This is a genomic window from Trichococcus sp. K1Tr (assembly GCF_028309625.1).
In the GTDB taxonomy this organism is placed as follows: domain Bacteria; phylum Bacillota; class Bacilli; order Lactobacillales; family Aerococcaceae; genus Trichococcus.
Genome location: NZ_JAQMHR010000008.1, coordinates 25,019 through 37,985, shown reverse-complemented (window position 1 = coordinate 37,985; position 12,967 = coordinate 25,019). Strand labels below are relative to the sequence as shown.

Here is a 12,967-nt window from a genome sequence, read left to right as displayed (position 1 = left end):
CGCTCCTTTTAGGTAATCTTCGGTACTGTCACTGCGACGGTCGTGCCTTTTCTGTAGGTGCTGTCGATAGCGAGGGAAGCGGTGTTGCCGTAATACAACAGCAGTCGCTTTCGGACGTTGTAAAGGCCATAACCGCCTTCACCGTAGTCATCGACTGTGGCTTGGGCAAGGCGTTCCTGGATTTCAAGCAGCCGATCCTCCTGCATGCCGATGCCGTTGTCGGTCACGAAGAATTGGATCGTGTCAGCCGTATAGGTCGCCGCGACGGTCACTTTCCCGGCTCGGCGGACATGCTTGGTTCCGTGGTAGACCGCATTTTCCACCAACGGCTGTAGGATCATCTTCAGCACTTCCGTCTGGAGGATGGCATCCGGGATGTCGATGGCGAACGTCAGCATGGCCCCGTAGCGGATCTGCAGAATCGTCAGGTAATCTTCGACGTGGCGGATTTCTTTCTCGATCGTGATCCAGTCCTGGCCTTTGCTTAAGGAAATGCGCAGGAAATCGGAGAGGGCGTAGGTCATCGTCTTCACCTGCTCGCTGTTGCCTTGTTCAGCCAAGGACAGGATGGCATCCAGCGTATTGTAGATGAAGTGGGGCGTAATCTGCGCCTGCAGGACACGCAGCTCGCTCTGGGCCAGGTCGAATTGCTTCACGGCGTTTTCTTCAATCAACACATGCAGATTCCGTGCCATGTCATTCATGCTTTCTGTTACGACGCGCAGCTCCGCGACTTCCGGCTCTTTTGCGCGGTAATCGAGATGGCCTTGCGACAGTTCCTCAGAAAGGACGATCAGGTCGTTCAACGGCTCTTGGATCTGCTGCGTCAAAAAGCGGTTGTTTTTTCGGGCATAATAGACGATCGTGAGCACGATGATGAGCTCAAAAAGGATCAGATAATAGAGCGACACAAGGATATCATCGCTGGTTTTACCCGCGATTTCGATTTCGACGCGCACGAAGTCCTGCAGGATAGCATAAAGCAGGACCGTGACGGCATCGACCTGGACCATGATGGCTTCATTTTCATCGAACGGCCGTTCATTCTGTATATTGCTTTCCATCTCAGAAATGTAATGGTCAAGCGTGTCCAAGGTCCGCAAAGCGACATCCAGTGTGGCGGATTCCTTTGCGGTAGTGGTATTGGCCTGGATCTCTTCGATGGAGAGGCGCACCTTCTCCAGCTCATTGCCTGACTCGTAATCGGTGACTTGGATGAGGCCGAAGACTAGGTCCCACAGTTCCTCCAAAACATTTTCCTGGACGATGGTCGAAACGGCATTAGCCTCTTCGACGTTCGCCAATGCGCTGCGGGAGATCAGGATATTGCGCGTGTAAAAGATGCTGATCACCAGCAAGGGAATCAGGGTGATGCTGAAGAGCAGGCGATTGGTCTGCTGGAATATCTCTTTGATGCTGGCTATTTTTTCCATCGCATTGCCTCCTAATATTCCCTTGGCGGAATGCTGTCGAGGTTCCCTTTATCGGAAAAGACCGTTTCGGGCATGTATATTTCCTCCGGGATGGGATTGCCGTTCAAATAACGCTTGATGGTGTTGCGGACATACCAGCCGGCGTTCGGGTTGCATTCGACGACGCAATTGACCTTGCCGGCGCGCAGATTCTCGATCATTTCCGCTTGGCCATCGATTGTGACGATGAGGATGTCCTGACCGGGGACGATGCCGTTTTCTTCCATGATTTCCAACATGCCCAGCGTCATCTCATCGTTATGGCTGTAAAGGACATCGATGTCTTCCCAGCCGTTCTCCTCGATGTATTTCCGGAAAACATCCTTCGCCTTGGAACGGATAAAGTCCCCTTCCAAGGAGGCGGCGATGGATATCCGCGAATCGCGGCTGATCACTTCCATGAACCCTTCGCTGCGGAAATGAGTCGGCGAAGTATTCGCAAGCCCTTTCATTTCCAGGATCTTCACGGAGGACTGGGAGCTGTTTTGGAAATGATTAGTGATGTAGAGTCCCGCTCGATTGCCTTCAGCCTTGAAGCTGGAACCGATGTGCGTCAAATAAAGATTATCTTCTGTTGTGCGGATATGGCGGTCTACAACGATGACGGGAATGCCAGCAGCTTTAGCTTCCAACAGAACAGCATCCCAACCGTCTTCCACGATCGGCGTGAAGACAATCATATCCACTTTATAGGCGATGAAGGTACGCATATCTTGGATTTGGCGGTCTTGATTCATGAAGCCGTTCCTGTACAGCACTTCGTAGCCTTCTTTAGCCAATTCTTCTCTGATTGATTCTGTGTGGCGCTTGCGCCAATTGCTCTCCGTTCCGGATTGCGAAAATCCGACGACGATGTTCGCCGCATCTTCTTCTGTATTCGGAGCATTTGTGCAGCCAGCCATCAGGAAGAGGAATAAGAGCAAACGTAATAAATATTTCATGACTGGAAAACTCCTTCCTATATTATGCAGTAAATAAAACGCTGCCATCGAATAGTTTAGCACAGTTTCTGGGGCCTTCGAAAAAAAACAAAGAAAATCGGAAAAAATCCCTATGGAAACGGATACAAATCAGTAAGAATATCAAGAAACTGGAAAAGATAGTGAATGTAAGCGGTATCTGATAGGGGTACAATACGTATATCAAATAAAACAGCAGTGGAGGAATTCGGAATGAAATTCAATTGGAAGAAAAGTTTGCTCACAGCAACAACGTTACTATCAGCCGTGGTCTTAGGCGCTTGCGGAAGTGGTGACGCATCAACCGGAGAAAGCGGTTATGTCGGAATCGCGATGCCTACGAAGTCAGCGGAGAGATGGATCGCGGACGGCAACAACATGGTTACAGAGTTGGAGAAACTGGGCTATAAGACGGACCTTCAATACGGTGAGGACAAAGTGGAAAACCAGGTGGCGCAGATCGAAAACATGATCACAAAAGGTGTGGATGTTTTAGTGATCGCTTCGATCGACGGATCCGCTTTGACGGATGTGCTGGGAAAAGCAGCGGACGAAGGCATCGAAGTCATCGCTTACGACCGTTTGTTGATGAATTCCGAACACGTGGACTATTATGCAACTTTCGATAATTTCGGGGTCGGCGTGCTGCAAGCTTCCTACATCGAAGATGCGCTGAACTTGAGTGAAGGCGAAGGCCCATACAACATCGAATTGTTCGGAGGCTCTCCGGACGACAACAACGCCTTGATCAATTACAACGGTGTGATGTCCGTGTTCCAACAATACATCGACAGCGGCCAATTGGTCATCCCTTCCGAACAAACGAAGTTCAACCAGATCGCAACGCTGCGTTGGGACGGATCGACTGCACAAGCACGGATGGACAACTTGTTGAGCGCGAATTACACAGATAAAACCTTGGATGCAGTCTTGTCTCCTTATGATCCGATCAGCTTGGGGATCATTTCTTCCTTGAAAGGCGTAGGTTACGGTTCGGCCGAAAAACCATTACCGGTCATCACTGGTCAGGATGGAACGCAAGCTGGCGTGAAATCGATCATTGCCGGTGAACAGACGCAGACCATCTTCAAGGATACGCGCATCTTGGCTCAAAACACAATCGAAATGATCGAAGCGATCTTCAATGAGGAAGAAGTGCCTGTAAACGATACGGAAACGTATGACAACGGCGTGAAAATCGTACCGACTTACTTGGCTAATCCGGTCTCAGTGGACAAAGAAAATTATCAAGCGGAATTGATCGATACAGACTACTATTCTGAAGAAGATTTAGACCTATAAAAATGTGAATAATGGAGACTTCCTTGGAGTAGAGAAGGAAGTCTCTTCCATAGAGGAGAGGTATTATGGCGGATTATATATTGGAGATGCGGAATATCGTCAAAGAATTTTCTGGCATCCGGGCATTAAGCGATGTGAATCTAAAAATCGAGCGTGGGGAAATCCACGCCCTATGCGGTGAAAATGGCGCAGGGAAATCAACGCTGATGAATGTGTTGAGCGGATTGTATCCATACGGCAGCTATGAGGGGGACATTGTCTACAACGGCGAGCCCTGCAAATTCAAGAATCTGAAGGACAGCGAAAATGAAGGCATCGTCATCATCCACCAGGAGTTGGCGCTAAGCCCATATCTGTCCGTAAGTGAAAATATTTTCCTGGGCAATGAACAGGCAAAGCACGGCATCATCGACTGGGATCTGACGGAAAAGAAGACAACCAATCTGCTGAAGACAGTCGGTTTGAGAGTGAATCCCAATACGCTCGTTTCCCAGATTGGGGTCGGGCAGCAGCAATTGGTCGAAATCGCGAAAGCTTTCTCTAAATCGGTACGCCTGTTGATTTTGGATGAACCGACAGCCGCACTGAATGAGGAAGAGAGTGCCAATCTGTTGGAGCTGATCAAGGAATTCAGAAGGCAAGGGATCACTTCTATCATCATTTCCCATAAGTTGAACGAGATCGTCAATGTGGCCGACCGCATCACCATTCTGCGGGACGGTAAAACGATCGAAACGCTGGAAAAGGAAGCCATCAACGAGGAACGCATCATCCGCGGCATGGTCGGAAGGGACTTGACCAACCGTTACCCTGAACGCCATCCGAACCTCGGTGACGTCTACTTTGAAGTGAAGGATTGGACGGTCCATCATCCGATTGATGCGCACCGCGTCATGAATGATAAGATCAATTTCAATATCCGCAAAGGCGAAATCGTCGGGATCGCGGGATTGATGGGGGCAGGCCGGACGGAATTCGCGATGAGTGTTTTCGGACATTCCTACGGCAGCAACATTTCCGGAAAAGTCTTTAAAGAAGGACAAGAGATTTCGGTCAAGGATGTGCCGGCTGCCATCGAAAACGGGCTTGCTTATGTATCCGAGGACCGGAAAGCACTGGGATTGAATCTTTTGATGGATATCCGCGAGAACACGACGATCGCAAGCTTAGGGAAGATCAGCAAGCAGGGCATTTTGGACAAAGAAAAGGAAGTCCAGATAGCCGAAGAATACCGCAAAAAAATGCGGACGAAGACGAGCTCGATTTACCAAAAAGTCAGCAGCCTCAGTGGAGGGAACCAACAGAAGGTCGTTCTGGCGAAATGGCTGATGACAGAACCGGATGTTTTGTTCCTGGATGAACCGACACGAGGGATCGACGTAGGTGCCAAATTCGAGATCTACACGATCATCGAGGAAATGGCGGCTGCGGGCAAATGTGTCTGCATCATCTCTTCCGAGTTGCCGGAAATCTTGGGGATGTGCGATCGCATCTACACGATGAATGACGGCAAATTCACGGGTGAGGTTCTACGGAAAGATGCAAACCAAGAATCACTGATGAATCTAATGACTAGGGAAGAAGAGGGTGTGTTATAGATGGAAACGACGAATGGCATAAAAAAAGAAAAGCAAACGATGAATCTAAAAACAAAGGCGCTTGATATTTTCAGCAAATACAGTATGGTAATCATTTTAATCGGCTTGTTGCTAGCCTTCCAGCTCATGACGGACGGCATCTTCTGGAGACCGTTGAACATCACGAACATCGTGCTGCAGAATAGCCACATTCTGGTTCTGGCTGCGGGTATGTTGTTGGTAGTATTGTTGGGCCATGTCGACCTTTCGGTTGGATCCGTGATGGCTTTCGTGGGTGCCATCTCCGGTATCTTGATGGTTAATTGGAACATCAGCCCTTGGTTAGCAGTGCCGATCTGCATCGCGATCGGAGCGATCATCGGCGCTTGGCAAGGTTACTGGGTAGCCTACTTCGGCATCCCGGCTTTCATTGTCACTTTGGCGGGGCTGCTGATGTTCCGTGGGTTGACGCAGGTCGTGTTAGGCGGGCAATCATTGGCGCCTTTCCCAGAAATATTCCAAAAAATCTCTACAGGCTACCTGCCTGATTTGACTGACAGTAGTATCCATCTATTAACGATGATCCTGGGTGTCCTCATTGCTGCAGCGCTCGTTTTCGGGCAATGGCGCACACGCGAAAAACGTAAAAACAATTTGTTTGAAGTGGAATCAATGAACGCTTTCACGCTGAAAGCAGTCATGACAGCAGTAGTAATGATCGGTGTGACTTATATCTTCGCATCTTATCAAGGTTATCCTGTCATTTTGGTCATCTTGGGAGTCATCGTAGCAGCATACGCTTTCTTGACTAACAAAACAGTTGCGGGACGTCAAATCTACGCAACCGGTGGAAACCGTAAAGCGGCAGAATTGTCCGGTATAAAAACGAAAAAAATCACTTTCTGGGTATTCGTGAACATGGGCGCGATGGCTGCATTGGCCGGCTTGATCTTGGCTGCGCGTCTGAATGCGGCCACACCGCAAGCGGGTACTTCCATGGAACTGGATGCGATGGCAGCCGTCTACTTCGGCGGAGCCTCCACTTCAGGCGGGATCGGCACCATCGTGGGAACGATCGTCGGCGGTTTGGTTATGGGTGTCTTGAATAACGGGATGTCCATTCTCGGCGTCGGTGTCGACTGGCAGCAAGCAATCAAAGGTTTGATTTTGTTGTTGGCCGTCGTATTGGATATCTACAACAAGAAAAAGAAAGCAGCATAAGGGGTTGAAGCAGATGACCGAACAAAAGACAGCTTTATTGATTTGTACGGCAGGCATTACGACCGGCTTACTGGTGAAGAATGTGCAGAATGCGGCGGATGAAAGGGGACTGGACATCCACGTCTACTCCGCGCCGGCGATCATCGCGGAGCAGGCGATCCAAAGCCAAGCGATCGATGCTCTGATGATCGGACCGCAATCCAAATACGAAATCGCGCGGTTGAAGGATTTTCTGACCTATAAAGCGGTGCCTTACAAGCTGATTTCGAGAGAAAATTATGAGATCTTGGACGGGGAAGCTGTTCTGGAGGAGATCATTGCGTTGATCGGGAAATAATCACAAATAAGTATGGGAGCCGCCTCAACTTGAGACGGCTCTTTATTTGGAAATTTCCGGATACCTGATGACATATCGCTGAACGCAAGATTCGGCTCTCAACTCCGGTGAACGGAGGCCTGGCCGGAGTTCGGCTTGTATTTTTTGCATGCGTTCTCCGATTGACTTAACTTTGTTCGGAGCGCGCGGCCGGCTTAATCAGCAGTTTCCCGGACGGCGTAGTAGTCACCGTTCCTGTCGGGGAAGTTGAAGGTCCGGGCGCCGCCCATTTCGATGATTTCGCCGACCGTTTCGTTGTTTTCCTTGAAGCGCGCATACAATCCATCGAAATCGGAGATGTCGAACAGTAAAGAAGGTTTGTTGGATGCCACTTCCGGTGAATTCTTTTTGATGAAATCGATGTCGAACAGCTGCAAATTGCACATAGGGTTCACCGCCAGCACAATGCTGATGGAATCCCCAAAGTCATAGCGATCGACTTCTTTGAAAGCGAGATATTGTTTCCAAAAATCGGCATTCGCTTCCACATCCTCTACATAAAGCATGATATTCGCTGTGGTCATATCATTTCCTCCGTTTCTTATCGGTCATAGGCTTATTATACGTCGGGAATTATTAGGAGGCCAACGTGAGGAACGATTGCGGCAAGTGTTTTTGGATGAAAGGCTTCGGATTCGTATTTCCCGCTTCAAATTGTTAGAATAGAAGCATAAAGAGAGCAACAAGAGAGAGGGTGAAGGCGATTGAACAGCAATAATGAAGCATTTATGGGTTATTTCAATGACATCGAGAGTTTCTTCAACAAGGAATACAAGCCCAATCGCGGGAAATCCTACTACAGCTTTTATGAGTTGGTGGAGAACGCCGCGCGCTACGACAGCTATGTGAAAAGGAAACGGGATGACTTCCAGATATTAGGGGATCTGCGCAACTTCCTGAGCCACGGAAACCAAAGCGATCTGGTGCTCGTCAACGAGGAGTCCCTGAATCTGATCAAAGCAATCCATGAACAACTGTTGAAACCGAAGACGGCTTTCGACATCAAGTCGGATGATGTGAAGTTCTTCAAGGAAACGACCCAATTGTCCGCAGTCCTCGAGACGATCCGGAACACCGACCTGACCCAATTCCCGATCAAGGACGGAACCGGCAAAGTGATTGGCTTGCTGACGGAGAACGGCATCACGCATTGGCTGTCCCAGCATGCGCATGAGGCAACCGTGTCTATCAGCGGAACGCTTGCGCGCGATATCCTTGTGCTGGACGAGAATAAAAATAATTTTGCCTTCATAAAAAAAGATGCAACCATCTATGAGGCGGAAGCGCTATTCGACAACCAAAAAATCGATGCGCTGCTGGTGACGCACAGCGGCAAAAATACGGAAAACCTGCTCGGCATCATCACGCGTTTTGACTTGGTGGAAGTGTAGAGACAGGCTTTGATCCAAAAAAATACATCCCGCACTCTCTGCAGTTTCAGAGTGTGGGATGTATTCGTTTATTTTTCCTTATGGATCGAAATACGTTTGAAGAGGGCCGAGCTTTGCGGATTCGCACCGGTAAGCGTCGTTTTCACACCCCGTTTGTTGTTGCGGGTGATGAGCTTGTCGATCGCTTCGACAGCAGTGGAATCCCATAAAGTCATGGCGCTGATGTCGATGACGACTTCTTCCTCGTGTTCGATTTCTTCAGCAAAGAAATCTAGGAATTTTTCAGCGGAAGCGAAGTACAGGTGGCCATCCACTTTGTAGTGGTGATCATCATCGGAAGTCCCGGCTGCAACATGGAGATGGGACATTTTGAAAGCAGCGAAGACGGCGCTGACCAAAGTGCCGGCTACGACACCGTAGGCCAAGTTATGCGTTCCGATAACGATGGCGACGGTCAGGATCATTGCGAAACTTTCGTTTTTAGGGTTCGTACGCAGGCGTTTTATCGAATCCCAATTGATGGTTTCGATGGAGACAACGACCATGACCGCCGCCAAAGCGACAACCGGAATCTGCACGACAGAACCGTTCAAAAGAACAACGGACAACAACATGAAGAATCCGGACAGGAAAGTCGCAAGACGGCCAAGGCCGCCATAATTCAAGTTAATGATCGTCTGACCGATCATGCCACAACCGGCGATACCGCCGAAGAATCCGGAAACGACATTCCCAAGTCCTTGGCTCAACGTTTCCTGATTTTTGTCGCTCTTCTCTTCAGTGATTTCATCGACCAATTGTGCAGTCAACAAGGACTCAACCAATCCGACGATGGCAACCGAAAGTGCAGTTGGAAAAATGATCCGCAAAGTTTCCAATGTCATCGGAACAGCCGGGATGCCGAAGCGCGGCAAATCCGTAGAGATGGAGCCCATATCACCCAACGTTTTCACATCCAAGCCAAAGCCCAGCACAATCGCGGTGATGACGAAGATCGCAACGATAGGCGCAGGGATTTTCTTCGTGACTCGAGGGAACAGGAAAATGATCGCGATTCCCAACAGTCCCAGAAGCGGCAAAAGCAGGCTGCCTTGGAAATGGTCCAATTGCGAAGTGAACATCATGATCCCCAAACCATTCACGAAACCGATCATGACAGGCTTCGGAATGTAACGCATCAAGGTACCGATTTTGAGGAATCCCAAGACGACCTGCAGGACACCTGCCAGAATCGTCGCGGCAAAAAGGTACTGGATTCCATATTCGGCGACCAGATGAGCCAGCACCAAGGCCACGGAGCCTGCGGCAGCAGAAATCATGCCCTTGCTGGAGCCGAAAAAGGCTGCGATGGCTGTGATGAAGAAAGTGGCGTAGACTCCCACGATCGGTGGCACTCCTGCGACGATCATGAAGCCGATGACTTCGGGGAATAGGGCCAGACAGACGACGATACCAGCCAGAATATCCCCTCTGATATTACTGAACCATTCTTTTTTATATTGTTGCATAGATACCTTCCTTCTCGAAAAAATGTTATTAATTTGATTTTCAAAATCATTAGACATGCTTACAAAAAACATATTAACACATAACTGAATACAGGGGAATAAATATTTATGTATAAGTGTATATTTTGAATGATAAGTTTAAAAAAGAGTGAAAAATGCTTTAAATTTCAAACCTAGATGTGTTAGTATGTAAAAAGCAAAGTTGAATCTAGGGAAAGAGGAGTGGATCAGTATGGAAGTAGGCAGTCGCATTCAGGAATTGCGTAAACTGAACAAAATAACGGCGAAAGAATTGGCTGAGCAGATCGACGTCTCGCCTTCCTTCATTTCGGCCATCGAACATAATTCAACCAAATTGTCTCTGAAGACGCTCAACCATATCTGTGAGATTCTCGGCGTGACTGTGGCGGAATTCTTCAATTCGGAAATGAGCCCGGTGGAAAAGAAACTTACCGCTCAAATCAAAAAAATGCCGGAAGAGAAAAAGTATGAATTATTGACCTTCTTGACAGGCTTGATTTAATAGCGACATAAGAAAAGGAAGATGCATCCCGCTTCAGTATGAGGCGGGGGCATCTTCCTTTTTTAGTTCATTCCATTTCGAGCAGTTGTTCGATTGCAGCCAACACGCCTTCTTCGTTGTTCGAAAGGGCACAGTATTTGGCGGCTTTTTTGACGTCATCGGCTGCGTTCGCCATCGCGAAACTGTAGGCCACATGCTCCAGCATTTCGATGTCATTCCCGCTGTCGCCGAATGCGGCGGTCTCCTCATCGGAGATGCCCCACAACTTCTGCAGCAGTTGGATGCCGGAAGCCTTATGCATGCCGGGAATGATGAGGTCGATTGAGCCGTGGCCTGTCGGTACGGGGGAGACGACATCGCCCACTTCGCGCGCGAAGTGCTCCAAGAGGGCCGGGACTTCCTCTTCAGCGAAACCGGATGCAAATTTGAAGATGATGTCATCTATTTCGGAAAAAGAATCCACACGCTTCAAGCGATGATAGAAGCGTTTCGTATTTTGGAAAAAGTAATCGGAAACGGAACTGTCGACATAGGCACTGTTTTTGCCGCAAACGACCAATTTTGAATAGGCATCCAACTCCTTGAAGATCCGGAGCACCTTGTCAATCGTCTCCTGTGTCATCTCGCCGACGGACAGCTCTTTGTTGCAATCCACGACGAAAGCGCCATTTTCCGCTACAAAAGCAATATTATCCTGTATTTCAGGAAAAAAAGAACGCAGTTGGTAGTATTGGTTTCCGCTGGCCACGACAAAACGGATATCCTTTTCGAGCATGCGTTTGTAGAGGGAGTCGAAGCGCTCCTTGTTGAATTTTTTCCGGCTGTCCAGGAATGTCCCGTCCATATCGACGGCGATCAGTTTGATGGGCATGGCGAATCTTCCTTTCGTTGGATGCAAGAGTCTTCCGGCTGGAGCCGCCAGTTTTGAGCATCCGCTTATGTTTAGAACATCTTAACACGTTTCCTTACTATTCCCAAGAGGAAAAGAATGACTTTAGCGGTTTTTCCGAGAAGGAAACAGTTGACAAAAAGAACGTGCGTTCGTATTATAAGGTTAAAGGATGTGACTGATATGGAAAATGGGAATTGCCTGATCCGCGCGCATTCGTTGGATTTTCTGTATCAGGTCACCGAAGGGAACGCGATCGTGATCTACGGCAGGAAGAACAAGCGCAATCAAGTCGTGGTGCAGAAATATCATGTGAATCAAAAATGATGGCTGATGGATAGGGTGAGGGAAATGAGGCTGATGCAAAAAGGAATCTGGAGAAAAAAGCTGGATGTCGCCGATCTGTTGGAACGAAAAGGTTGCTATGAGTTTACTCTGTTGGAGGATAAGTTTTCCGTCGGGGCAGAGCTATTCGAGATCTGGTGGTATGCCTATGCTGGAAACAATCATATTTTGGCCAAAAGCAAACGTTATCCAATCCGCCTCTATTTCTTTTTGCTTGAGCCAGGTGATCTTTTCGCGGTGGATGATTTCCGCATCTATCTGGAAACAGGGGAATTGCAGCACCCTGTCGCCACATATTACAAGAAAAACGGCTGGTGATCAGAACCAGCCGCTTTTCTTGAACCAGCGATACATTGCCAAACCGATTCCAAACATCAGAACGATAGCCAAAAAATAGCCGTATTTCCAAGTCAATTCCGGCATGTTTTCGAAGTTCATCCCATAGATGCCGGCGATTAACGTCAAAGGCGAGAAGATCGAGGTGATGATAGTGAGTACCTTCATCACGTTATTGGTCTGATGGGAATTCAGTGATAGGTAGCTGTCGCGCATGTCGGCAGTCACTTCGCGGTTGGAGGTAATCATCTCAGATACCTTCAGCAGATCATCGTGGATATCCGAAAAGTAGCTTCGTCTTTCCCTTATGCCTTTCAAATGCTGTGAATTCAGCATCCGGTAAAGCAGATCGCGCATCGGATTGACGGTCTGCAGCAGACCCAACAGGAGATGTCGAGACTCCATCAATTCAGGTATGAATCCGGCTGTCGTTTTGTTCAGGTTATCCTCTTCAAGTTGAACAAGACTGTCTTCGATGGCGTGGATCAAAGGGAAATAATTGTCCACAATCTGATCAAGGATTCTGTAAAAAATAAAGTACGGATCCCAGTTTTCGGCATTTTGGTGAGTCGACAATCGTTTCTGGATATAGGCGACCTCTTTTGAAGGGGAGCGCTGAAAAGTGACGATGAGCTTTTCACTGACAAAGAAATCCAATTCTTCTTTGAAGAGCTCTCTGCCTTCTTCACGAACATGGTGTGTCACATAAAACGTGTAATCTTCATAATAATCCAGCTTCGGGCGCTGCAGTATCTGCAGGCAGTCTTCGATAGCGAGTGGATGGAAACGAAAGGTTTTCTCGAGATGTTTTACTTCGGTTGCGCTGGGCTCATTGAAGTCTGCCCAGATCCATTTGTAGGACGACAGATCGGTTGTATCCAAATCGATGTCTGTGTGGACGAGATTGTCAGCTGTGACGCCGATGACCGTTATCATATAATTGCACCTTCTTTACGAATGATTTCAATATTCATTATACGGGAAATGCACTGCCGATGCCATTTTTGGGTCATTCAGCGGTCAGAAGCGGAGAAATATGCGATAATGGGAGCGAGAAGACCATCGGAA

14 protein-coding genes are annotated in these 12,967 nt (G+C 48.4%); 8 read left to right on the top strand and 6 right to left on the bottom strand.

Translation table 11 applies throughout. The annotated features are described in order from the left end of the window. Nucleotides 1-8: 8 nt before the first annotated feature. Together PH235_RS11745 and PH235_RS11740 are read right to left on the bottom strand one after the other, a co-directional pair. Nucleotides 9-1,433 (bottom strand): sensor histidine kinase, encoded by a 1,425-nt coding sequence (locus PH235_RS11745; protein WP_272162526.1) that lies wholly within the window; start codon nucleotides 1,431-1,433, stop codon nucleotides 9-11. 11 nt (nucleotides 1,434-1,444) lie between these two features. Further along, nucleotides 1,445-2,413: an ABC transporter substrate-binding protein gene (locus tag PH235_RS11740; protein WP_272162525.1), complete on the bottom strand. Its 969-nt coding sequence runs from the start codon at nucleotides 2,411-2,413 to the stop codon at nucleotides 1,445-1,447. Between the two features lie 231 nt (nucleotides 2,414-2,644). Between PH235_RS11740 and chvE the strand changes: the two genes are divergently transcribed. From chvE to PH235_RS11720, 4 genes are all read left to right on the top strand, one after another. Further along, nucleotides 2,645-3,733, top strand: coding sequence for a multiple monosaccharide ABC transporter substrate-binding protein (gene chvE / locus PH235_RS11735; RefSeq protein WP_272162524.1), 1,089 nt, complete (start codon nucleotides 2,645-2,647; stop codon nucleotides 3,731-3,733). A 65-nt stretch (nucleotides 3,734-3,798) separates the two neighbouring features. Then, nucleotides 3,799-5,331 (top strand): multiple monosaccharide ABC transporter ATP-binding protein, encoded by a 1,533-nt coding sequence (mmsA, locus tag PH235_RS11730; protein WP_272162523.1) that lies wholly within the window; start codon nucleotides 3,799-3,801, stop codon nucleotides 5,329-5,331. Continuing rightward, the gene (mmsB, locus tag PH235_RS11725) at nucleotides 5,332-6,531 is read left to right on the top strand and encodes a multiple monosaccharide ABC transporter permease (RefSeq protein ID WP_272162522.1); all 1,200 of its coding nucleotides are present in this window, start codon (nucleotides 5,332-5,334) and stop codon (nucleotides 6,529-6,531) included. 13 nt (nucleotides 6,532-6,544) lie between these two features. Continuing rightward, complete coding sequence (locus tag PH235_RS11720) at nucleotides 6,545-6,868, top strand: PTS sugar transporter subunit IIB (protein WP_108031839.1); 324 nt, start codon at nucleotides 6,545-6,547, stop codon at nucleotides 6,866-6,868. Nucleotides 6,869-7,062: 194 nt separating this feature from the next. On the opposite strand, the gene PH235_RS11715 is transcribed toward PH235_RS11720, so the two are convergent. Further along, nucleotides 7,063-7,431, bottom strand: a complete 369-nt coding sequence (locus PH235_RS11715; protein WP_272162521.1) for a VOC family protein — start codon at nucleotides 7,429-7,431, stop codon at nucleotides 7,063-7,065. A 180-nt stretch (nucleotides 7,432-7,611) separates the two neighbouring features. Here PH235_RS11715 and PH235_RS11710 point away from each other — a divergent pair, with 180 nt between their 5' ends. Further along, entirely contained in the window at nucleotides 7,612-8,298 is a 687-nt protein-coding gene (locus PH235_RS11710; RefSeq protein ID WP_272162520.1) for a CBS domain-containing protein, read from the top strand. A gap of 68 nt (nucleotides 8,299-8,366) precedes the next feature. On the opposite strand, the gene PH235_RS11705 is transcribed toward PH235_RS11710, so the two are convergent. Then, entirely contained in the window at nucleotides 8,367-9,806 is a 1,440-nt protein-coding gene (locus PH235_RS11705) for a SulP family inorganic anion transporter (RefSeq protein WP_272162519.1), read from the bottom strand. 232 nt (nucleotides 9,807-10,038) lie between these two features. Here PH235_RS11705 and PH235_RS11700 point away from each other — a divergent pair, with 232 nt between their 5' ends. Next, nucleotides 10,039-10,329 (top strand): helix-turn-helix domain-containing protein, encoded by a 291-nt coding sequence (locus PH235_RS11700; protein ID WP_272162518.1) that lies wholly within the window; start codon nucleotides 10,039-10,041, stop codon nucleotides 10,327-10,329. Between the two features lie 67 nt (nucleotides 10,330-10,396). Here the strand turns inward: PH235_RS11700 and PH235_RS11695 are convergent, their stop codons facing one another. Next, nucleotides 10,397-11,200 carry a Cof-type HAD-IIB family hydrolase gene (locus tag PH235_RS11695; RefSeq protein WP_272162517.1) on the bottom strand — a complete coding sequence of 268 codons (804 nt, stop codon included), beginning with the start codon at nucleotides 11,198-11,200 and terminating at the stop codon, nucleotides 10,397-10,399. A 201-nt stretch (nucleotides 11,201-11,401) separates the two neighbouring features. Here PH235_RS11695 and PH235_RS11690 point away from each other — a divergent pair, with 201 nt between their 5' ends. Both PH235_RS11690 and PH235_RS11685 read left to right on the top strand, forming a co-directional pair. Further along, the gene (locus tag PH235_RS11690) at nucleotides 11,402-11,545 is read left to right on the top strand and encodes a hypothetical protein (protein ID WP_272162516.1); all 144 of its coding nucleotides are present in this window, start codon (nucleotides 11,402-11,404) and stop codon (nucleotides 11,543-11,545) included. A 24-nt stretch (nucleotides 11,546-11,569) separates the two neighbouring features. Continuing rightward, nucleotides 11,570-11,881 (top strand): hypothetical protein, encoded by a 312-nt coding sequence (locus tag PH235_RS11685; protein WP_272162515.1) that lies wholly within the window; start codon nucleotides 11,570-11,572, stop codon nucleotides 11,879-11,881. Here PH235_RS11685 and corA read toward each other — a convergent pair whose 3' ends face one another. After that, nucleotides 11,882-12,835, bottom strand: coding sequence for a magnesium/cobalt transporter CorA (gene corA / locus PH235_RS11680; protein ID WP_272162514.1), 954 nt, complete (start codon nucleotides 12,833-12,835; stop codon nucleotides 11,882-11,884). Between the last annotated feature and the right edge of the window lie 132 nt (nucleotides 12,836-12,967).